At 36.1% G+C, this 21,263-nt stretch carries 21 protein-coding genes; 2 read left to right on the top strand and 19 right to left on the bottom strand.

The window, feature by feature from the left end; translation table 11 throughout:
* Window positions 1-392 precede the first annotated feature (392 nt).
* The 15 genes from BR77_RS14660 to BR77_RS14590 all read right to left on the bottom strand — a co-directional run bounded on the left by BR77_RS14660 (window position 393) and on the right by BR77_RS14590 (window position 15,963).
* Window positions 393-1,211: a purine-nucleoside phosphorylase gene (locus tag BR77_RS14660; RefSeq protein WP_015077279.1), complete on the bottom strand. Its 819-nt coding sequence runs from the start codon at window positions 1,209-1,211 to the stop codon at window positions 393-395.
* Between the two features lie 24 nt (window positions 1,212-1,235).
* Window positions 1,236-2,399, bottom strand: coding sequence for a phosphopentomutase (gene deoB / locus BR77_RS14655; RefSeq protein WP_015077280.1), 1,164 nt, complete (start codon window positions 2,397-2,399; stop codon window positions 1,236-1,238).
* Between the two features lie 18 nt (window positions 2,400-2,417).
* Window positions 2,418-3,380: an ABC transporter permease gene (locus tag BR77_RS14650; RefSeq protein WP_010051446.1), complete on the bottom strand. Its 963-nt coding sequence runs from the start codon at window positions 3,378-3,380 to the stop codon at window positions 2,418-2,420.
* 1 nt (window position 3,381) lies between these two features.
* The gene (locus tag BR77_RS14645) at window positions 3,382-4,476 is read right to left on the bottom strand and encodes an ABC transporter permease (protein ID WP_010051445.1); all 1,095 of its coding nucleotides are present in this window, start codon (window positions 4,474-4,476) and stop codon (window positions 3,382-3,384) included.
* Window positions 4,466-6,049, bottom strand: a complete 1,584-nt coding sequence (locus tag BR77_RS14640) for an ABC transporter ATP-binding protein (protein WP_010051443.1) — start codon at window positions 6,047-6,049, stop codon at window positions 4,466-4,468. The genes BR77_RS14645 and BR77_RS14640 overlap by 11 nt, the downstream gene beginning before the upstream one ends.
* 15 nt (window positions 6,050-6,064) lie before the next feature.
* The gene (locus BR77_RS14635) at window positions 6,065-7,129 is read right to left on the bottom strand and encodes a BMP family lipoprotein (RefSeq protein ID WP_015077281.1); all 1,065 of its coding nucleotides are present in this window, start codon (window positions 7,127-7,129) and stop codon (window positions 6,065-6,067) included.
* 270 nt (window positions 7,130-7,399) lie between these two features.
* On the bottom strand, window positions 7,400-7,792 hold the full coding sequence (locus tag BR77_RS14630) for a cytidine deaminase (RefSeq protein ID WP_010051438.1): 393 nt from the start codon (window positions 7,790-7,792) through the stop codon (window positions 7,400-7,402).
* Between the two features lie 18 nt (window positions 7,793-7,810).
* On the bottom strand, window positions 7,811-9,094 hold the full coding sequence (locus BR77_RS14625; RefSeq protein ID WP_015077282.1) for an NCS2 family permease: 1,284 nt from the start codon (window positions 9,092-9,094) through the stop codon (window positions 7,811-7,813).
* Window positions 9,095-9,121: 27 nt separating this feature from the next.
* On the bottom strand, window positions 9,122-9,772 hold the full coding sequence (deoC, locus tag BR77_RS14620; RefSeq protein ID WP_015077283.1) for a deoxyribose-phosphate aldolase: 651 nt from the start codon (window positions 9,770-9,772) through the stop codon (window positions 9,122-9,124).
* A gap of 35 nt (window positions 9,773-9,807) precedes the next feature.
* Window positions 9,808-11,109, bottom strand: a complete 1,302-nt coding sequence (locus BR77_RS14615; protein WP_015077284.1) for a pyrimidine-nucleoside phosphorylase — start codon at window positions 11,107-11,109, stop codon at window positions 9,808-9,810.
* Between the two features lie 262 nt (window positions 11,110-11,371).
* Entirely contained in the window at window positions 11,372-12,379 is a 1,008-nt protein-coding gene (locus BR77_RS14610) for a LacI family DNA-binding transcriptional regulator (protein ID WP_010051432.1), read from the bottom strand.
* Window positions 12,380-13,036: 657 nt separating this feature from the next.
* Window positions 13,037-13,405 carry a DUF1304 domain-containing protein gene (locus tag BR77_RS14605; RefSeq protein ID WP_010051431.1) on the bottom strand — a complete coding sequence of 123 codons (369 nt, stop codon included), beginning with the start codon at window positions 13,403-13,405 and terminating at the stop codon, window positions 13,037-13,039.
* An 18-nt stretch (window positions 13,406-13,423) separates the two neighbouring features.
* Window positions 13,424-14,362: an NADP-dependent oxidoreductase gene (locus BR77_RS14600; RefSeq protein WP_010051429.1), complete on the bottom strand. Its 939-nt coding sequence runs from the start codon at window positions 14,360-14,362 to the stop codon at window positions 13,424-13,426.
* 39 nt (window positions 14,363-14,401) lie between these two features.
* Window positions 14,402-14,833: a MarR family winged helix-turn-helix transcriptional regulator gene (locus tag BR77_RS14595; protein ID WP_010051427.1), complete on the bottom strand. Its 432-nt coding sequence runs from the start codon at window positions 14,831-14,833 to the stop codon at window positions 14,402-14,404.
* A 158-nt stretch (window positions 14,834-14,991) separates the two neighbouring features.
* Window positions 14,992-15,963, bottom strand: a complete 972-nt coding sequence (locus tag BR77_RS14590; RefSeq protein WP_015077288.1) for an NAD-dependent epimerase/dehydratase family protein — start codon at window positions 15,961-15,963, stop codon at window positions 14,992-14,994.
* A 128-nt stretch (window positions 15,964-16,091) separates the two neighbouring features.
* On the opposite strand from BR77_RS14590, the gene BR77_RS14585 reads away from it, so the two are divergent.
* Together BR77_RS14585 and BR77_RS14575 are read left to right on the top strand one after the other, a co-directional pair.
* Window positions 16,092-17,264 carry an AraC family transcriptional regulator gene (locus BR77_RS14585; protein ID WP_010051424.1) on the top strand — a complete coding sequence of 391 codons (1,173 nt, stop codon included), beginning with the start codon at window positions 16,092-16,094 and terminating at the stop codon, window positions 17,262-17,264.
* A 353-nt stretch (window positions 17,265-17,617) separates the two neighbouring features.
* Window positions 17,618-18,181 carry an LOG family protein gene (locus tag BR77_RS14575; protein ID WP_015077290.1) on the top strand — a complete coding sequence of 188 codons (564 nt, stop codon included), beginning with the start codon at window positions 17,618-17,620 and terminating at the stop codon, window positions 18,179-18,181.
* A gap of 65 nt (window positions 18,182-18,246) precedes the next feature.
* On the opposite strand, the gene gorA is transcribed toward BR77_RS14575, so the two are convergent.
* The 4 genes from gorA to BR77_RS14555 all read right to left on the bottom strand — a co-directional run bounded on the left by gorA (window position 18,247) and on the right by BR77_RS14555 (window position 21,250).
* Window positions 18,247-19,599 carry a glutathione-disulfide reductase gene (gene gorA, locus BR77_RS14570; RefSeq protein ID WP_015077291.1) on the bottom strand — a complete coding sequence of 451 codons (1,353 nt, stop codon included), beginning with the start codon at window positions 19,597-19,599 and terminating at the stop codon, window positions 18,247-18,249.
* Between the two features lie 154 nt (window positions 19,600-19,753).
* Window positions 19,754-20,134: a VOC family protein gene (locus BR77_RS14565; protein ID WP_010051418.1), complete on the bottom strand. Its 381-nt coding sequence runs from the start codon at window positions 20,132-20,134 to the stop codon at window positions 19,754-19,756.
* Between the two features lie 140 nt (window positions 20,135-20,274).
* Window positions 20,275-20,646 carry an MmcQ/YjbR family DNA-binding protein gene (locus tag BR77_RS14560; protein WP_015077292.1) on the bottom strand — a complete coding sequence of 124 codons (372 nt, stop codon included), beginning with the start codon at window positions 20,644-20,646 and terminating at the stop codon, window positions 20,275-20,277.
* 217 nt (window positions 20,647-20,863) lie between these two features.
* The gene (locus BR77_RS14555) at window positions 20,864-21,250 is read right to left on the bottom strand and encodes a GyrI-like domain-containing protein (protein WP_015077293.1); all 387 of its coding nucleotides are present in this window, start codon (window positions 21,248-21,250) and stop codon (window positions 20,864-20,866) included.
* Window positions 21,251-21,263 lie beyond the last annotated feature (13 nt).

The raw sequence follows: 21,263 nt of genomic DNA, 5'->3' as shown, positions 1-21,263 counted from the left end.
TAATTTCTCGCAAAAAGGCAGTATCAGTTGATACTGCCTTTTTGCAAGAAATTAAACTATTCTAGCTTTTATTTAAGCGTATTAGTTTTTTAACAGTTATATTGTTGTTATTTTTAATACGTATAATTAAATTATGATTAAAGTTTATCTGTAACGAACTAAAGAGTCAAGCTTTGATTCCCTTGAATTTACTAATTTTATAAATTAATGTCACATTTTTTTCATATTTACATTAATTTATTGTGTGTGTATCCGAAAGAAAATGATATTATTTTAATCATTTCCCTACATTTTTATTACTTTTAATAAAAATACGACAAAAAACAGTTAAATTAAGTATCTAACTTACTTAATTTAACTGTTTCTTATTTGGTAGCAATTTACTCTTATTTTTAAATAGAGGCTAAAATATTTTTAACTAATGTTTTAAATGATTCTTTTACTCGTTCAGTTGTTTCTACAACCTCAGCGTGATTTAAGCTCGCTTGCATGCCAGCTGCTAGGTTTGTAATACAAGAGACTCCAATGACTCTTAAACCACTGTGACGCGCTACGATTACCTCTGGGACTGTTGACATCCCAACCGCATCGGCTCCAATGACACGAGCCATTTTAATTTCAGCTGGTGTTTCGTAAGTTGGACCAGTAAAGCCCATATAAACGCCCTCTTTTAAATCTAAATTCATCTCTTTAGCTACGTTACGAACGATTTCCTGATACTCTTTATCGTAGGCTTGACTCATATCTGTGAAACGCACACCCATCTCATTGTCATTCGGTCCAATTAATGGATTCACGCCTGTAAAGTTAATTTGATCAGTAATCAACATCAATTCACCTGGAGTAAAATCAAGATTTAAGCCACCAGCAGCATTGGTTACAATGACTGAGTGGATGCCTAAAGCTTTCATGACTCTAACTGGAAATGTCACCATTTCAAGAGAGTAGCCTTCGTAATAGTGGAAGCGTCCTTGCATCGCCAACACTTTTTTTCCACCTAATGTTCCATAAACAAGTTGACCAGCATGTCCCTCAACTGTTGATGTTGGGAAATTAGGGATTGTTTCATAAGGAATTTGAATCGCATTTTCAACTTCATCGCCTAATTCACCTAGACCTGAGCCTAAAATCAAGCCAATTTCAATTTCGCCAACACCTTTTTCTCTAATAAAACTTGCTGCTTGTTTAATTTTTTCTTGCAATTTTTCCATTTTTTATGAACTCCTCCAATTAATTTACTTTAATTCAGCTAAAAAGCTTGTGCCATTTTCAGTTGCAGGAACAGCAAAGTTTTCAGCAATTGTCGCTGAAATATCTGCGAAATACCCTTGTTTTAGGTTACCATGGTTTTTCATACTTGGTGAATAAGCCAATAATGGAACATATTCTCTCGTATGGTCTGTACCTGGGAAACTTGGATCATTTCCGTGATCTGCAGTAATGAGCAACAAATCATCCTCTTTTAGGTTTGCTAAAATTTCTGGTAAACGTGCATCAAATTCTTCAATTGCTTGCGCATATCCTGGAACATCACGACGATGACCAAATAGTGCATCAAAATCAACTAGATTTAAAAAGCTAATTCCAGTGAATTCTTGCTTCATGACAGTTAGTAGTTGATCAACTCCATCCATATTACTTTTCGTACGGATTGAGTCAGTTACGCCTGCTCCATTAAAAATATCATTGATTTTCCCAATTGCAATCACATCTTTGCCATTTTCTTTTAAGGAATCTAAGACAGTTTTTCCAAATGGACTGAGTGCATAGTCATGACGATTACTTGTGCGTTTAAAGTTCCCTGGTGTACCTAAATAGGGACGAGCAATAATACGCCCAATCATATAAGGATCGTTTAAAGTAATATCACGGACATACTGACAAATTTTATATAGCTCTTCTAACGGAATAATTTCTTCGTGAGCCGCAATTTGTAACACAGGATCTGCTGAAGTATAAACAATTAACGCGCCTGTTTCCATTTGCTCTGGACCAAAGTCATCAATGACAGCCGTACCGCTGTAAGGTTGATTACAAATCACTTTACGACCTGAGAAGGCCTCAATTTTTTCTAATAATTCAGCTGGAAAACCGTTTGGAAAAACACGGAATGGCGTTTTAATATCCAATCCCATAATTTCCCAATGGCCAGTCATCGTATCTTTACCAACCGAAACTTCTTCTAATTTTGTAGCATAGCCACTTGTTGCTTGATCTGAAACACCTTTTAAAGGGCGAATCGTGCCTAAACCTAATTTTTCTAAATTAGGAATAGTTAAGCCGGCTATTTCAGCAATATGTCCCAGTGTATCACTGCCAACATCTCCAAAAGCTGCCGCATCTGGTGCTTCACCGATTCCAACTGAATCCATTACAATTAAATGTACACGTTTAAACATATTTTTTCATCCTTCCTCTTATTTTGATTTGATATACGTTTCACCATTGGCTGCAGGGCCTTGTGATTTTCCAATAAAGGCAACTAACACAATAATCGTTAAGATATAAGGTGAAATCTGTAACGCAACTGGTGGAACGTCTTTAATAATTGGAATGTAACTACCAATTACACTTAAACTTTGGGCAAATCCGAAGAAAATGGCTGCGCCCATTGCGCCTAGTGGATTCCATTTACCGAAAATCATTGCTGCTAAGGCGATAAATCCTTGTCCAGCAATCGTTGAGACTGAAAAGTTTAATGAAATCGATTGAGCTGCAACAGCACCACCAATCCCACCTAAAAATCCTGAAATCATAACACCAGCATAACGCATCAAGTAAACATTAATTCCTAATGTATCTGCTGCTTGTGGATGCTCTCCTACAGAACGTAAGCGTAAACCAAAGCGTGATTTAAATAATATATACCAAGCTAAAACAGCAATTAAAATAGCCACAAAAGCTGCTGCTGAGGTACCTTTGAAGAAGATATCTCCTAAGATTGGAATATGCTCTAGTAAAGGAATATTGCTTTTACCAAAATTGAATTTGATGAAATCTGTTTGACCGCGTCCTTCATATAATACGCGCGTTAAAAAGATTGCCAAAGCTGGCGCTAGCATATTAATTACTGTACCACTAACAATATGATTCGCTCGAAGATTAACGGTTGCAACAGCATGAATTAGGGAGAATATCAGCCCAATTCCGCCACCAACAAGTAATCCTACCCAAGGTGTCCAATTCCCAAACACATCACCCATCGATAAGTTGAAGACAATTGAACTAAAGGCACCCATCACCATGATTCCTTCTAGCCCTACGTTAACAATACCACTTCGCTCTGAAAATGTCCCACCCAATGCTGTAAAAATTAACGGAGCTGCATAAATTAACGCTGAAGAGACAACAATTGATAAAGTTGAGATAAAGTTTTCCACGTTAATTCACCTCTTTCTTAGCTGTAACAGCCGGCGTAATTTTTATTTTAGGTTGATTAAATTTATTCATAAAATAACGAATCAAGTAGTTTGCTCCAACGAAGAAAATAATCGCTGCAATCACAATATCCACTACTTCTGTTGGCACATCTGATCCCATTGGCATGCTGATTCCACCAATTTTCAAAGCACCAAATAATAACGCTGAAACGAGAATACCAAATGGATTTCCTGCTCCTAATAAGGATACGGCCATACCATCAAAACCAATACTTGGCATACTACTCATAACAAAGATATTTTGGAAATTTCCAATCCCTTCCATACTTCCACCTAAACCGGCTAATGCTCCAGAAATAACCATCGCCATCACGATATTTTTCTTGGCACTCATACCTGCGTATTCTGCAGCAAAAGAATTTAAGCCAACTGCTCGTAATTCATATCCTGCAGTTGTTTTATTCATAAAGATCCACATGACAATACACATAATAATCGCAATAAATAATCCGTAATGAAGCGTGGAATTATCCGTTATATTCGCCAAAAAGCCTGAACGTAAGGTTGCATTATCTGAAATACGTGGCGTTGCGTCATCTGCATTCGTTAAGACATTGCGTACCATATGGTTACTAATATACAAAGCTGTATAATTCAGCATAATCGTCACAATAACTTCACTAGTTCCAAAATAAGCTCTTAGATAGCCAGCAATTCCAGCCCAGATAGCACCTGCTACTGCTCCGCCAATTAAACAAAGAGGAATTAAAAGCATACGTGGCAAGTCTGGGAACATAATAGCTAAAGTAACTGAGCCTAACCAACCAAAGAGCGCTTGACCAGCAACCCCAATATTGAAGAAACCTGCTGTATTGGCTACCGCAAAACCTAACGCTGTTAAAATCAAAGGTGTTGCTTGACGTAAGGTTTCACCAATGTAAAAAGAAGAACCTACCGAACCTTCAATCAATGATTTATAACCTAAAATCGGATCATAGCCGAAAATTAACATAATAATGGCACCTAAGATTAATCCTAGTAGAACGGATAAGACAGGTACACTAATATTTCTAAGGGTTTCATTCTTATGATTCAATGAGTTCAGCCTCCTTTTTTTCCTCTTCTTCCGCTTGTAGCGCTGCTCGTGCTTTTTCTAATGATGAACCTGCCATCAAGAGACCTAATTCTTGCTCGGTTGTTTGTTTAGGATCAACAATTGCCGCAATTTTCCCATCGTACATAACTGCAATTCGATCTGAACAGTTTAAGATTTCATCTAATTCAAAACTCATTAACAATACGGCTTTTTTATGATCTCGTTGTTCAATTAAACGTTTATGAATGTATTCAATCGCCCCTACATCTAGCCCACGCGTTGGTTGAGCTGCAATCAATAATGATGGATTTCGATCTAATTCACGGGCAATAATCGCCTTTTGTTGATTCCCACCAGATAAAGCACTAGCTGGAACTAACTCATTTGGTGTACGAACATCAAACTCTTCGATTAGCTTACGCGCATATTCTTTAATCGCTGGGTAATCAAGAAAACCATGATTGCTTAAAGGTTTTTGATAGTACGTTTGTAAGGCAATATTTTCTGCTAAACTCATTTTTAAGACAAGCCCATATTTATGACGATCTTCCGGGATATGTCCTAATCCAGTTTCGGTAATTTTTCTAGGAGGCAGATTGCCAATCGCTTTACCTTCTAGTTCGATTGATCCACTTTCAATTTTACGTAAACCTGTGATGGCTTGGATCAATTCACTTTGTCCATTGCCATCGATCCCAGCAATTCCTAAAATTTCCCCTGCTCTGACTTCTAGACTTAAATTCTTAACAGCCTCTAAACCGCGGCTTTCTTTTACAACTAAGTTCTCAACTTTTAAGACCACATTTTCTGGATGCGATGGACCTTTCTTCGTTTTAAAAGAGACAGAGCGCCCAACCATTAAATCGGCTAATTCTTGTTGTGAAGTTGATTTAACATCCACAGTTTCAATACTTTTACCACGACGAATTACGGTACAACGATCTGCAACAGCTTTAATTTCGTCTAATTTATGGGTAATTAAGATAATTGATTTTCCTTCTTTAACCAGTTCACGCATAATTAAAATCAGCTCATCAATTTCTTGCGGAGTTAGAACCGCTGTTGGCTCATCAAATATTAAAATATCAGCTCCACGGTACAAGGTTTTTAAAATCTCAACCCGCTGTTCCATTCCGACAGAAATATCTTCGACAACTTTTGATGGATTTACTTTTAGTCCATAGCGTTCAGAAAGATCTTTGATTGTTTTTATGGCAACTTTTTTATCAATAAAACCAGCTTTACTAGGTTCATTTCCTAAAATAATATTTTCAGTCACCGTAAACTTTTTAACAAGCATAAAATGCTGATGAACCATTCCAATTCCTAATTTATTGGCCACAGTTGGTCCATTAATGACAACCGGTTTGCCGTGGATTTTAATTTCACCAGAAGTTGGTTCTAGCAATCCTGATAAAATATTCATCAACGTTGACTTTCCTGCACCATTTTCACCTAAAAGAGCATGAATCTCACCTTTTTTAACTTTTAAGTTAATGTTATCATTTGCTTTAAATGTTCCAAATGCTTTTGTGATGTTTAACATCTCAATGACATAATTTTCATCAACCATACTATGCTCACACTCCTATTTTAATTGACTTGGTTTTTCAACAACAACGATTTCTTCTTTAATGATTTTGTCTTTGTAGTCTTTAATAGCTGTTTTCACTTCAGGAGTTAGGTTTCCATCGGTTAAATCAATTGCGCCATCTTTTAAACCATAAGCTAACGTTTCTCCACCAGGAAATTTCCCTTCAATCGATAAATTCGCTATATCTTGCACTGCGGCTCCAACACCTTTTAGAGTCGATGTTAAGGTTAAATTGCCACCTGAATATTCGCCTTCTTCTGTTTGGTCACGATCGACACCAATTACCCAAACTTTACGTTTATCTTCTTCTTTCATGATGTCTTTTGCTTCTGAGAAAACACCGTTACCAGAATCGCCACCAGCGACGTAAATAATATCTGCCTCATTATTATACATAGCTGCAGCTTGTGATTTGGCTTTAGCTGGATCGCCAAATGAACCGACATATTGAACATCGACTTTAATTTCTGGATCAACTTCGGCAACCCCTTGACGGAAACCAGCTTCAAATCGACCAATAACTTCCCCTTCTTGGCCACCGATAAAACCGACATGTTTTGTTTCAGTTGTCATAGCGGCAGCAACACCGGCTAGAAAAGCAGCTTCGTGATCTTTAAATACAACAGAAACAACGTTGTCTTGTCCTTCGATAACTGTATCAATAATTCCAAATTGTGTGTCTGGGTTTTGTTTAGCTACATCTTCTAAAGCTGGTTGGAGCTTATACCCAATGCCAAAAATAGTTTTAAATTTATTGTTAACAGCTGTATTTAAGTTGGTCACGTAATCAGAATCTGAATTCGATTGTAAATAATTATAGCCATCTTTGCCTTTTTTAACCTTGTGTTCTTTGCCCCAAGCTTGCAATCCTTCCCAAGCCGATTGGTTAAAAGATTTATCGTCAATTCCACCAACATCCGTTACTAAAGCAACAGTATTCCCTTTAATATCACCTGCTCCATCTGCGGAACTAGCCTTGTCTTTCCCACCACATGCAGCTAAAGTTAACGTTAGACCTAAACCCACTGTTAAAGTTGCTAATAATTTACGTTTTCTCATCAGATATTCCTCCATACTTTCATTTTGTTTGCTTGCGCTTACATTTTTTTCTAAAGGTTACTTGCTTCTCACTATAAGCAAGTCCTTTCAATAGAATTGATTCAATTTCCCTCCAGTATAAACGGAGCAGAACAGCCTTTTTCGCACTTTATTTAATCTGGCTCAATAGGCTTGCTCCTCGTATACTTCAAAGAATTCCCTCAATCGAAAGTTCACGATTGATTCAATTCTCTTCCAGTATAAACGGAGCAGAGCAGCCTTTTTCGCACTTTATAAATCTTTATTTGTAAAGGCATAGGGTAATAGTTCAGCGACTGTAGTGATTTTGATGTCCCCTTTTAAATTACAAAGAGTGACTGGCATTTCTGGGGAGCAAAATTCAGCAATGACTTGGCGACAGGCTCCACATGGGGCAATAGGTCCGTCTGTGTCTCCTGTGATAACTAAATGTTTAAATGTTCTTTCTCCTGTTGAGACTGCCTTGAAAATCGCTGTTCTCTCAGCGCAATTGGATAATCCATAGGAAGCATTTTCAATATTACAACCTGTATACATTTGATCGTCTGTCGTCACTAAACATGCTCCAACTTTAAATTTGGAATAGGGTACGTAGGCTGTGTCACGAGCTAGTATTGCTTGCTGAATCCATTTTTCATTTTCCATTTCACACAACGTCCTTTCTTATCCCATCACAGTATTCATAATTAGATAGGCTAAAAATAAACCTGAAATTAGATACATCGCGGGGTGCACTGCTTGACGTTTGCCAGCAACTATTTTAACAAGTGGATAAAATACGAAACCGACGGCTAATCCATCTGCAATGCTTGATGTTAAGGGGATAATGACAAAAATCAAGAAAGCTGGAAACCATTCAGTAAAGTCTTCAAATTGAATATGTTGTAAGTTTTTCATCATTAAAGCGCCCGTAATCAAAATGACAGGGGCTATGGCTGCTTGTGGAACATAGGATAGCAAGGGAATAAAGAACAAGCTGACAGCAAATAATGCTCCTGCAACTACAGCTGTTAAGCCAGTTTTCCCGCCTTCTTCAATACCTGATGCACTTTCAGCTGCCGCAATGGTTGGGCTTGTTCCAAAAAATCCTGAGATAAAAGTCGTCACTGCACTAGCCTTAAAGGCTTTCTTGAAGTCTTTTTCTTTAGCATCTGGTAATAATCCTTGCAATAGACCCATGGATTCAAAAACTAAAATCATGGTTAAGGAAAATACTGCCATTAAAAATTTTGCTGAAAAGAGACTTGAAAAATCACCTTGAGCAAAAATACTTGGATAGTCAGCTAAATGACTTAAAGCAAAGCTGGCTTCACTGGCATCTCTAATTTGAAGAATATTTCCAAGAATGGTCGTTACAAGAATTCCAATGAAGAGTCCTCCTTGAACATTCCGAATGAGTAAAATGACCGTTAGAACTAAACCAAATATGGCTAACAATGCATGAGGGCTGGCTAAATCACCTAAAACGATAAACGTATCTTTGCCTGCTTCAATTAAATGTCCTTTCTCTAAGCCAATCACAACTAAAAATAAACCAATCCCGCAAGTAATCCCATGTTTTAATGTTTCAGGTACCGCTCGACTTAACAGTTCGCTTAGTTTTGAAAAAGCAACAAGGCAATACACACCACTTGAAATGATGACGACAGCAACCGCTGCCTGCCAACTCAAACCTAATGTTCCAACTAATGTATAGGTGAAAAAAGCATTCACTCCCATACCTGGTGTTAAGACAATTGGGGCATTAGCGAAAAATCCCATTAGTAAACAGCCGATGATTGAAACAAATATGGTTGCAAAAACACTTAATTCAGGCGGTATACCGGCATCTTTTAAAATGATTGAGTTGACAATAATAATGTAAGATATTGCAAAGAAGGAGGTTAGCCCCGCGATAATTTCGGTTTTAACAGAAGTCCCCTTCTCATTTAATTTAAACACGTCCATGAAACACTCCTTTGCTAGCTTAAATTTTTAGATTGTTTCAGCTAAAATGGCAACACTTGCGCTAGTTCCAATTCTGGATGCGCCACTTTCAATTAAAAGGCGAACTTCTTTAGCAGTTTTGATACCGCCAGAAGCTTTAACACCCATTGTTTCACCGACAACCTTGCGCATTAATCGAACGTCGCTTGGCGTCGCTCCTGTTGCAGCGAAGCCAGTTGAAGTTTTAACAAAGTTGGCGCCAGCTTCTTTTGCTAACTGGCATGCGACTATCTTTTCTTCCTCGGTTAGTAAAGCTGCTTCAATAATAACTTTAACTAACGCTCGATTCTTAGCGACTAAAATAACTGCTTTAAGATCCTCTAGTACAGCTTCATGCTCACCGTTTTTTAGAGCACCAATATTTAAAACAACATCTAATTCATCTGCACCATTTTGGAGTGCATTTTTAGCTTCAAAAACCTTTGTTTCCGTTGTATTGGCACCTAATGGAAAACCAATCACGGTACAAATAGAAACTGGATCTTCTTTCAAAGATTGGCTGGCTAATCCCACCCAAATTGGTTGAACACAAACTGAATAAAAACGCGCTTTTTTAGCTTCAGCAATCAATTGTAAAATATCTGCTTTTGTCGCTTCTGGCTTTAAGCAAGTGTGATCGATACGACGATTTAACTCCATACTAGATGAAACCTCCATTTCTAACAGAAATTAGTTTATTCAGTAATAATTTGATGAATCAAGACAGGTTCGTCTGCGGTTTCAGCTATCGTAATGCTTTCGTAAATCTTCGCTTTTACGTCTTCAACATCAGGACTATTTGCATAAATAGTTACTAATGTTTCTCCTTCAACAACTGAATCAGCTACTTTTTTTCGTAACATTAAACCTACTGAAAAATCAATTTGATCTTCTTTTGTGCGACGGCCTGCACCTAAAATCATAGCTGCTATGCCTAATTGATCCGCAACCATCTCTGAAACAACGCCAGATTTTTTCGCTGGCAAATCAATAACATATTTAGCTAGTGGTAATTTTTCTGGATGATCGATGACAGAAGCATCGCCACCTTGATTGCGAACCATCACTTTAAATTTCTCAATCGCTGCTCCAGATTGAATCGCTTCTTCTAACATTTTACGTGCTTCCTCTAAGGTTTCAGCTTTCTTAGCTAAAACAACCATTTGGCTCCCTAACACATAAACCATTTCCATTAAATCCTCTGGTCCTTGACCATTTAAGGCATCAATTGCTTCTTTAATTTCTAATGAATTTCCAATAGCTAAGCCTAATGGTTGTGACATATCAGAAATGATTGCCATTGTTTGACGATTAGCTAATTTGCCAATTTGAACCATCGTGCGTGCCAAACGTTCTGCATCTTTTTCATTTTTCATAAAGGCACCATCACCTGTAGTCACATCAAGTACAATCGCATCAGCACCTGCGGCAATTTTTTTACTCATAATCGAGCTAGCAATTAAAGGAATCGAATCAACTGTACCTGTTACATCTCGAAGTGCATATAGTTTTTTATCTGCTGGAGCTAAATCACCCGATTGTCCAATAACGGCAACTTGATCGCGGTTGACAAATTCAATGAAATCTTCATTTGATATTTCAACATTGAAACCTGGAATGGCTTCTAATTTATCAATTGTTCCACCTGTATGACCTAAGCCACGTCCAGACATCTTAGCAACTGGAACTCCCACTGCTGCAACTAAAGGCGCTAACACGATTGTTGTTGTATCACCAACACCGCCGGTTGAATGTTTATCAACCTTAATGCCTTTAATTGCCGACAAATCAATCATTTCGCCAGATTCAGCCATTGCCAAGGTTAAGTTTGCTATCTCTTCATTGGTCATGTCGTTAAAGAAAATCGACATTGCTAAAGCACTAACTTGATAATCAGGTATTTCATCCTTTGTATAGCCAGTAACAACAAAGTTAATTTCAGCTTTTGTAAGTTCTTTTCCGTCACGTTTTTTCTCAATAATGTCAACCATTCTCATTTTATATTCTCTCCTTTTTCCTATTTATCTTGCTCTTCTATAGTATACTAGTAAAACGTTTTACTTAAAAATAAAAAGACCTTTTTTACTAGATAATTCCCTTATCTTACAATTTAAGACTTAGTAAAACGCTTTACTAGCTGTGTAAAAAAAATGAATCTTGGGATTTGATTCATCTCTGTTGGGAATTTCTTTACCAGAAGTAAAACGTTTTACATTTATGGAAAACGCTAACAAAGTGATATTAGCATTATTTAGAAAATTAATCAAGCTTTTTGGTACTATTTTTTTTCATCAATTTTGTATCAAAATATTTGTTGGGAATTTTCTCTTTTGGATTATTAATGTTATCTACTAAGAACTTTGCAGCAAAGTAGCCAATTTCAAATATCGGCTGTCTTACTGTTGTTAAGGCAGGTACCATATAATCGGTTAATTCTAGACCATCATAGCCAATCACTGAAATATCCTCAGGAATTTTTTTCCCGACTTCATTAATTGCTCGATAAGCACCAACTGCCATCTGATCATTTCCACAAAATAGCGCTGTTACATCTTGTTTTAAGATTTTTTGTGCGCCTTCATAGCCACCTTTAATGGTTAAAGGTTCATTTGTCACAAATCTTTCTTGGTAGTCTATCCCATGGTTCATTAAGCATTTTTGGTACCCTAGGAAACGATCTGTAATTTCATAAAAACTCGTTTCATTTCCCAACATACCAATTTTAGTGTGACCTTGGTTGATTAACAATTCAACTGCCTCATAGGCTCCTTGAAATTCATTCGTGATTAATTTCCCCTCATCACGTTCATTTAACCCACGATCAATTAAAATATAAGGGATTTTTTTTCGTCCACGATCATCAATTAACTTAGGAACATGAATCGGATTAGGACTGGCTAAAATAATCCCTTCCACAGAACGGTGCAACAACTCATCAATATAGATATTTTCTTTTTCTGAACTATGATTTGAGTTGCACAATAATATCATAAAACCTAGCTCGTTTAAGTAGTTTTCCACACCTTCAATGACCTTAGAAAAAAATAGATCTGTTACATCTGGCACAACCATGCCAATCGTTTTTGTTCGTTTACTAATCATATTTTGGGCAAAATAATCGGCTTTATAATCATATTCGGCGACAACGTCTAAGACTTTTTTTTTCGTTTCTGCACTAAAACGTTCGCCTTTATGATTTAAGATTTGCGAAACTGTTGTAATCGAAACACCTGATAATCTCGCTACATCCTTAATCGTTATTTTCATTAAACTAATTCTCCATTCATCTACTAATTTAACTAAGTTAATCAGAAACAATTTCACCGTAATTATAGCACACTCTTTTTAGATTGACTTTAAATTCTATTTAGACCCTCTAAAAGAATTTAAAGTCAATTTAAAAAGTTTATTGAGCCGTTTAACCCTGGCAAGAAAATAGGGAAATTTGATAGGACGCTTCCTATCCTCTCGAAATTTCAACTTTTTCTCGAAGGACTGGCTCATAAAAACTAATCTAAAAAAAAAGTTTACGAATTAAATTCGTAAACTTTTACAACTGATATTGCTTACCTGAAAAATGACGAATTTCCCCTTAAAAAATACGTAATTTATTGAAATAGGTAAGAGCATGTTAGTTAAGTCATTCTTTGACTAACTAGTATAATTCTATTATACTCTTATTTTCATTTTTTTCTTTTCTATTTTTCTATTAATAAAAGAGAAAATTGAAAAATTAGAAACTATTCAGCGATTAGAGATGTTATTTATAGTACAAAAGGCTTAGTAACAACAACCTTTTAACCAGATCATTCACTAGTTAGATTTAGCTTCAATCATCAGTTTATTTTTTCCTAATTTAATGCAATTTTTAATTCAAACTATTAAGCATAATAATTGACAAGTAAAAAGGAAGACACTCACCTATTAACTAATTAAAACGAAAATAAAAGCTAGAATCGCTGGTAGTCCTTGTTTAATTAAGATTCCTTTATTTGCTGTTAATGAACCGTATACGGCTGCAACAATAACACAGCCTAAGAAAAATAACTGAACACTTAAAGCAAATTCAGCAGGTACAAAGAAAAGTCCCCAAAATAATCCTGCTGCTAAAAAGCCATTATATAACCCTTGATTAGCCATTAAGGTTTTGACATTTTTTTGTTGTAAAAATTCTTTTTTTAAGCCAAATGTTTTTTGGGCATTTTCACTTGTCGAAAAAAACATTTCTAAAGCCATGATATAGACGTGCTCTAAAGCGACAATGAGTACCAAGATAAACGCTACAGTTTCCATATTTTTCTCCACACTCTCTTATTTAAATTCAATGACAATTTTACCAACAGCATGATGTGTTTCACTTAGTGCATGTGCATCATATAGGCCTTCTTGTGAGAACGGGAAGGTTGCTCCAATAATCGATTTGACTTTACCAGCTTCCATTAATTCCGCAATTTTACTTAGCTGTTCGCCATTCGGTTTTAACCAAATGCTATCAAAATAAACATCATATTTTTCAGCTAAACCTTCTTCAGCAGCTCCAACAATTGAAATCATCCGGCCTGTTTTAGGTTTCAAGACTTTAAAACTGTCGATTTGACTAGCACCACCCATTGTATCAAATACAACATCTACATCTTTTAATAGCTCAACAAAGTTTTCAGTTCGATAATCAATCACTTGATCAGCACCTAAAGATTTAACTAAGTCATGATTTTTTTGACTAGCTGTTGTAATTACTTTAGCACCTGCTTGTTTAGCTAATTGAATAGCGTACGTTCCAACACCACCAGCTCCAGCATGAATTAAGACAGTTTCTCCAGCTTTAAGTTTGCCGTGGTCAAATAATGCTTGCCATGCTGTCAAACCAGCCAATGGAACTGCTGCCGCTTCTGAGGAAGTAACATTCTCAGGAATTTTGGCAAGTAAATTTTCGTCAACTGCTGTGTATTCTGCGTATGTTCCAAAACGAGTTGTTTCAGGACGTGCAAAGACACGATCGCCAACTTTCCAGTCCGTTATATTTGCTCCAACTTCACTAATTGTTCCGGCAACATCCCATCCTAAAATAATTGGAAACTCCCAAGGCATCATTTGTTTTAAATACCCTTCACGTAATTTCCAATCAATTGGATTAATCGAGGTTGCTTCTTCTTTTATAATTACTTGGTTTGCTTCAGCTTTTGGTGTTGGCACCTCTGCTAATTTCAACTCTTCTTTTCCACCATAATTTTCAATAATAACTGCTTTCATATACGCTCTTCCTTTCGTCTTTAAATGTTTTTTAATTCTTTAGTTTTTATTCGTTATATTACGAGATATTTGATGAAACGTACCTTCTAAGACTTCGATTTGTTCTAGCGATAGATTTGCAAAAATCTGTTCTTCATATTGATTTTTTTCAGCAATTAACTTTTTTAGTTGATTTTGGCCATCTTGTGTTAAAGCAATTCGTAAAAAGCGTTTATTTTCTTGATCTTTAATGCGCGTAATCAATTTTTCTTCTTCAAGCTTTTTTAAATGTCTAGTAATACTAGCTGCATCAATGCCGAGTTTTTGTTGAATATCTTGTTGACACATATTAGCTGTTTGAGAAATCTGATAAAGAATTTCTAACTTCGTATAACTAATACCTGTTTCTTCTTCAAAGGCACCATTCATTTCTTTATAAAGCAAATTCATTTTATAAAAAAGACGCGAATAGCGACCACATTCAATCGTCATATGCTACTTCCTTTCATCTTGTATAGTTGACCCATCAACTATACTACTCTCATTTATCTTTTTTGGCAAGATAGGTGCTCAAAATAATTTTTTATTCGTTTAATCAAAAAAATTTTAACAAAAAGAACTCGTTCTCTTTGTTAAAATTTTGGATTTATTTAGTCTTCAACACAGCGTTTTAAAGTTTCTTGAATTGAAGCAATGACATCATAGCGTTTAACATTTAAAATTGGAAACGTATCTTCTGGATTTAAATATAAATCGTATTCTTGCATTTTAGCTGATTTTGTTGAATGAATACCGTGTTCAAGTCCAGCTTTATCAGCTTCTAGATCAATGCCTTCATAAATTGCTTTTACGTCTTCATATGACACAACTGGTACTTGAGTATCTTGCCCTAAAGCATCCACCATCATTTGATAAAATTCTTGATACTTCATGTTTGTATCACCGATTGCATAAGTTGTTCTGTGAACACCATTTTCCAGCGCACCAACGGCTGCTTCTGCAACTTGTTCAACTGTTACCATGGCTGTTCCACCTTTTAGTGCTGGGAAAACGGCTTGACCTTTAATTTGATCAGTAAACATTTTCCAAAGTGGCATTCTACCAGGCATAGTTCCGAAAATATAAGGCAATCGTAACGAGGTGACAACCATACTTCCATCTCCTTCAGCGAAAGCAATTTGTTCTTGAAGCAGGCGTGTATTTGGATAAGCTTCAGCTTTTAACTTTTCTTCAGGTAATCGTTCAGCGAATTCAGCAAAATATGAACCAAAAACGACAAACTTTTTGACGCCAGCTTTTTTTGCTAGATTGGCTAATCGTTGTGTTGGTAAGACATTTGCTTCGTAAAAGAATTTTGAAGCTGGTTTTTTTGGAACCATTCTTTCATCTGCTCCGGCACCATATATAAATCCTTCACAACCTTTTAATAATGCTAGAACTTCATCATCTGACATCTCATTTATATTTCCTAATGTGATTTCCACTTCAGCAGGCAATAAGCCTTCTTCTGGTAATGGAGGTAATGCTGCTGTTACAACCTGATAGCCTCTTTTTAATAATTCTTTTGTTGTATAATACCCTAAAAATCCAGTCCCACCTAATACAAAAACTTTTTTACTCATACTACTGACCTCCCATTTATATTTGAACAAACATTCACAATATATTTATAGTATAATCTATTTAGAACTAATTTATCGGACAGATATCCCTTATTACTTATCCTAAATCAACAAAAGGAGTTAGAACCATGAATCAACTACCAGAATTTTCTATGAGTGATTTTATCGTTACTAAAGAAATTTATCGACAACCTACGACTAAAGCGAGCCAAATGTACATCCAATTTATTTTTGTTACCCAAGGTCAAGGTTCTATGCAAGTAAATGACCAGGAATACCCTTTAAAAAAAGGCAGTTTATTGTGGCTCTTTTCTTATCATGTTTACCACTTACAGGAAGTTGAGGAGGAGTTGCATTTTATTACCTTTCAGCTGTCCTTAAATTTAATTTTATTTTCAACATTTACAACTCAAACAACTGAAAAGCACCTGCGCTTTTTTGAATATTGGGATACACCTGCTCTTACTAGCCACGGAGAAGATTTTCTGTACTTAAATCAAGTTTTTTCCCATGCTTTAACTGAATATCAACAGCAACAAAATTTTTATGAGCTCTCCCTTGTTTCTGATTTGTATCAAGTAATTGTTTGGTTTGAGCGAAGCGTTCGTCAGCAAAGAGAAGCCGAAAAAGAATTACGCAAGACAAGTTCTGATATTCTTCTATATTTAAGTCTTCATTTTAGTGAGGAACTGACTTTAACCAAAATTGCCAATCAATTTAAAACAACACCTCAAACAATTAATCGAAGGCTTAAGCTACTAACTGGAAAAACCTTTACTGAAAATCTAGCGAGCATTCGTATGAATAACGCGGTTGCTTTACTAAAATTCGATGAGTTAACGATTGCGTATGTTGCAAACTATGTTGGATACAGCTCGATTCCTAGTTTTAATAAACAATTTAAAGCCTTGATTGGTTGCTCACCTAGTAAGTTAAAACAAAGGGCCTTTACTCATGAATCAAATTCTTTTCGCTTTCAAAATACAATGTCGTATGAGATTTATACATATATTACGACAAATTATATGAAAGATATTTCAGTTAAAAGTGCGGCTAAATATTTTTATGCAAGCCCAACATCTATTAATCAAATCTTATTGAATGAGTTTTCGATGACTTTTAACTCCTTATTAGAATTTACCAGAATGTTATTTGCCCGCTCTCTCTTACTTTGTTCAACGAAAAAAATAGAAGCTATTTCAGAAGCTTGTGGGTATCTTTCAATCCGAACTTTTAATCGCAGTTTTTTAGCTTTTTGGGGCAACTCACCTAAAAAATATAAAGAATCTCTGACTAAATAATTCTACCAAAAAGTACCTATTTTTTTTAAGTGGTATTTGATATACTGGATAGAATGAATTGAGAGTATTGGCTGGTGGCTCAACAAACTTTTTATCAGGCCAGTTCTTATGAACCAGTCCTTCGGAAAAAAGATGAATTCCCAAAAAAGTAAAAAGACACTTTTATTGGAATTCCCTATTTTTCTGACAGGCCTTAACGGCTCAACAAACTTTTTATCAAGGCCAGTTCTTATGAGCCAACTCCTCGAGAAAAAGATAAAAATTCGAGAGGACAAAAAACGTCCTATCAATTTTTCCTATTTTCTTGCCGGAGCTAAACGGCTCAACAAACTTTTTAGTTAGGAAGTGTTTTTATGAAGCGTATTGCTGTGTATTGTGGGTCCAAGCTTGGGAATCAAGCTGTTATTGCTGAGGATGCTAAAAAATTAGGGGTATTGCTTGCAGAAGAAAATATTGAACTCATCTATGGTGGATCAAATGTTGGATTAATGGGTATTGTTGCCGATGCTGTTCTGGAAAATGGAGGCTCTGTTATTGGTGTATTGCCGACCTTTCTTAAGGATAGAGAAATTGCTCATGAACATTTAAGCCAATTAATTATTGTCGATAATATGCACCAACGGAAGGAAAAAATGTTGGAATTAGCCGATGGTTTTATTGCTTTGCCTGGTGGTCCTGGAACTTTGGAAGAACTTTTTGAAGCTTTTACTTGGGGACAAATTGGCTTGCATCAAAAACCTTGTGGTATTCTAAATAGTGCTGGTTTTTATACACATTTGGAAGGACATTTTAAACAAATGGTGGAAACTGGTTTTATGACTGCTGAAAGTCGAAAAGGTATCTCAATTGCTACATCACCTGCCGAATTATTAGAACATTTTACCGCTTATCAAGCTCCTCCTGTTAAAACTTATTAACTAAAATACCCGCTAACTTAGAGAAATTTCTTTCTAAGCTAGCGGGTATTTTTCATTTTTATGGATTAACGCATTGTTACAAATTCTTCTGCTCCGGTTGGGTGGATAGCAACAGTATCATCAAAATCAGCTTTTGTTGCGCCCATTTTAATTGCTACTGCAAAGCCTTGAATCATTTCGTCCACTCCGTACCCAATTCCATGGAGACCGACAACTTTCTCATTCGGTCCAGCGCAAACTAATTTCATACGACATAATTGGCGATGTTCAGTCACAGCTGTATACATCGAAGTAAAGCTTGATTCGTAGACTTTCACTTGGTTTTCACCATATTTTTCAATTGCTGCTGGTTCGGTTAAACCAACTGTTCCAATTGGAGGATGGCTAAACACGACTGTGGCAACATTGCGGTAATCTAGGTGTTCATTGGGTTTATTATTAAATAAACGTTCAGATAATCGACGTCCTGCTGCTACAGCGACAGGGGTTAGTTCTAAATGTCCTGTAATATCACCGACTGCATATATTCCTGCAACAGAGGTATTTTGAAATTTATCAACTTTAATGTAACCTTTTTCAGTTAGGATCACAGCTGTATTTTCTAATTTCAAGGTTTCTGTTACTGGAGTCCGCCCAATTGCCCATATGACTTGGTCAACAACGTAACTTTCACCATTTTTCAAGTGTAACGTCAGGCTTTTATCCTTATTCTTAGTAACTTCTTTAATTAATGAATGAGGATGCAATGTTGGTCCTTCTTTAGCCATGGATTCAACTAAGCCATCCACAACATAGGGATCAAAACTACGCAATGGTTTGTCATGTCTAATAAATAAATGTGTGTCGCTACCTAATCCATGTAACACACCCGCTACTTCAACGGCTATATAACCTGCTCCTACAACAGCTACTCGTTTTGGCAACTCTTCTAAAGCGAAAAATCCATCTGAATCAATTCCCAGTTCAGCACCTGGAATCGTTGGCCAAGTTGGTTTGCCTCCTGTTGCAATTAAAATATGCTCTGCTGTCAATAATTCACCATTGACTTCGATTGTGTGTTCGTCAACAAAGGTCGCATAACCTTTAATGACATCAACTTTATTATTAGCTAAACCACGATCGTAAGATTGATGAATACGGTCAATATAAGCTTCACGACTAGCAATTAATTTTTTAAAATCAAAATTGTCCACAGTAACATCGTAACCGTAGTCTGGTGCATAAAGTTTCATAGCCTCGGCGATTTGTGAGCCATACCACATCACTTTTTTAGGTACACACCCCACATTGACACAGGTGCCGCCTAATTCTTTCGCTTCAATTAATGCACATTTCATTCCGTAACTAGCAGCTCTATTGATTGAAGCGATCCCGCCGCTTCCTCCGCCAATTGCAATATAATCATATTTTTTTGTCATTTGTGACCCTCCAACTTTTATTCTCTTACTTAGTATAAAGAACTTTTTTGAAAAAGTAAATTTTCCAGATTTATCTCTGTCTAAAATCATAAAAAAGCTTCTCTGATAAATTTTAACGCGTAAAATTTTTACAGAAAGCTTTTTTATAGTTTGATTAACTTAATGGGAAAAATAAACTAATTAAATTTCCATCACAATCTTCCAGGATGCAGTAACGTTGTCCCCAAAAGGCATCCCAAGGTGCTTTTACACTTTTATAGCCTTTAGCAATAGCTTTTTCATGGAGTTGATTGAGTTCGTCGCTACTTTCGCATAAAAAGGCCAATTCAACCCGTTGTCCTTTAGGCTCTTCTTGTTCGCCAAAAATTGGTGTCACCATTTTTTCCGTGTTAAAAGAAAGGCGGATGCCTCCTTGATTAATCTCGACGTAGTCTTCTTGATTCGCCGTAACTGGGAATTCAAATCCTAATGTTCGATAAAAATCCAATGATTTCTCCATATCTTTCACAATAATACCAATCATATCTAATTTCATTTTTAGTTCCTCCTTGTTAGTATGTTGAACTCGCAGTTTTAGCCACGCCTGAAAAATAGGAAATTCCAAGAAAAGTGTCTCTTTACTTTTTTGGGAATTTATCTTTTTTCTCTAGTGGCTTGCGAGTGAAACTACCCTCGTTAGTCTTTTTCAGTTTCAAATTGCGCTCTGACTTTCTTTGGTAACTTACCTAAAACTAAAAAATAAGCGGCTTCTAAACTATTCTCTAGCAAAGCTTGGGGTATTTCTGGACTAGCTAACTTCGCTGAAATCCAATGGGTTTTATTGACATGGTAACCTGGAATAATATCTGAATACAGTTCTTTCAATTCTTCATTTCTGGCAGGATCGCCTTTAATTGTTAAAAGATTTTCTCCGGTACTCGTTCCTAAAATAGCAAATATTTTCCCACCAATAAGGAAGGTAAAGGCTTGCCATGCATCTTTATAAACGATTTCTGCTCCTGGTAATGTTGCTATAAGTTTCTCGATCCATTGATATTCAGGTTTCATCTTTTGACCTCCAAATCACTTATTTAGTGTAGTATAACAAATTCATAAGCAAAAGGATTGTAAAAAGGCGACATTTTTTCAAATAGTTGTTGGCGAATAATTTTTTAACTTTACTAGAATGGTTCTTTTGTTGAAAAATAAAAAAGCACTAAAAGTAAATAATAACAAACACATTATTCATTCCTTTCAGTGCTTTAATTCGATAAATGTCTCTCAGCTACATTTTTAACGCAATATAAATTTTAACTTTTCCATCATTTTGATAATGTTCAAAATCAGTTGTATAGGCGCGGTTTATATCCATGCTCCAGATTTTCTCCCACATTTTGGCTACACCTGCTTGGCCTTCTAACACTTCAAATTCCAAGTAGTCTCCTGCAACTAAAACAACTGGTTCTGCTGTTTCAAATTGAACTGGACTAGCTAGGATAAAATCGTAATCGCCTTGGTAGTCACTTGCATAATTCGTATAGATTCCATAACATTCGCCTGCTGGTTTTATTTTCATAAATTTTTGCCATGCGATACCAATTGGCGCTGGATTGCTATTGTTCGCACGACCCGTAATTCCATATACTTTTTTTTCTGTTAATTTTCTTTGCATAGTAACAACCTCC

The organism is Carnobacterium maltaromaticum DSM 20342, assembly GCF_000744945.1.
In the GTDB taxonomy this organism is placed as follows: Bacteria; Bacillota; Bacilli; order Lactobacillales; family Carnobacteriaceae; genus Carnobacterium; species Carnobacterium maltaromaticum.
This window is presented reverse-complemented; position numbering and strand designations above follow the sequence as displayed.

Excerpts from the sequence above, each read along its gene's own strand:
- BR77_RS14600 (WP_010051429.1), bottom strand. The coding sequence starts at position 14,362 with ATGAAAGCAGTTATTATTGAAAATTATGGTGGAAAAGAAGAGTTGAAA.
- BR77_RS14635 (WP_015077281.1), bottom strand. The coding sequence starts at position 7,129 with ATGAGAAAACGTAAATTATTAGCAACTTTAACAGTGGGTTTAGGTCTA.
- deoB (WP_015077280.1), bottom strand. The coding sequence starts at position 2,399 with ATGTTTAAACGTGTACATTTAATTGTAATGGATTCAGTTGGAATCGGT.
- BR77_RS14555 (WP_015077293.1), bottom strand. The coding sequence starts at position 21,250 with ATGCAAAGAAAATTAACAGAAAAAAAAGTATATGGAATTACGGGTCGT.
- BR77_RS14610 (WP_010051432.1), bottom strand. The coding sequence starts at position 12,379 with ATGAAAATAACGATTAAGGATGTAGCGAGATTATCAGGTGTTTCGATT.
- BR77_RS14605 (WP_010051431.1), bottom strand. The coding sequence starts at position 13,405 with ATGGAAACTGTAGCGTTTATCTTGGTACTCATTGTCGCTTTAGAGCAC.
- BR77_RS14630 (WP_010051438.1), bottom strand. The coding sequence starts at position 7,792 with ATGGAAAATGAAAAATGGATTCAGCAAGCAATACTAGCTCGTGACACA.
- deoC (WP_015077283.1), bottom strand. The coding sequence starts at position 9,772 with ATGGAGTTAAATCGTCGTATCGATCACACTTGCTTAAAGCCAGAAGCG.
- BR77_RS14590 (WP_015077288.1), bottom strand. The coding sequence starts at position 15,963 with ATGAGTAAAAAAGTTTTTGTATTAGGTGGGACTGGATTTTTAGGGTAT.
- BR77_RS14660 (WP_015077279.1), bottom strand. The coding sequence starts at position 1,211 with ATGGAAAAATTGCAAGAAAAAATTAAACAAGCAGCAAGTTTTATTAGA.
- BR77_RS14615 (WP_015077284.1), bottom strand. The coding sequence starts at position 11,109 with ATGAGAATGGTTGACATTATTGAGAAAAAACGTGACGGAAAAGAACTT.
- BR77_RS14640 (WP_010051443.1), bottom strand. The coding sequence starts at position 6,049 with ATGGTTGATGAAAATTATGTCATTGAGATGTTAAACATCACAAAAGCA.
- BR77_RS14585 (WP_010051424.1), top strand. The coding sequence starts at position 16,092 with ATGAATCAACTACCAGAATTTTCTATGAGTGATTTTATCGTTACTAAA.
- BR77_RS14625 (WP_015077282.1), bottom strand. The coding sequence starts at position 9,094 with ATGGACGTGTTTAAATTAAATGAGAAGGGGACTTCTGTTAAAACCGAA.
- BR77_RS14560 (WP_015077292.1), bottom strand. The coding sequence starts at position 20,646 with ATGAAACCTGAATATCAATGGATCGAGAAACTTATAGCAACATTACCA.
- BR77_RS14575 (WP_015077290.1), top strand. The coding sequence starts at position 17,618 with ATGAAGCGTATTGCTGTGTATTGTGGGTCCAAGCTTGGGAATCAAGCT.
- BR77_RS14565 (WP_010051418.1), bottom strand. The coding sequence starts at position 20,134 with ATGAAATTAGATATGATTGGTATTATTGTGAAAGATATGGAGAAATCA.
- gorA (WP_015077291.1), bottom strand. The coding sequence starts at position 19,599 with ATGACAAAAAAATATGATTATATTGCAATTGGCGGAGGAAGCGGCGGG.
- BR77_RS14595 (WP_010051427.1), bottom strand. The coding sequence starts at position 14,833 with ATGACGATTGAATGTGGTCGCTATTCGCGTCTTTTTTATAAAATGAAT.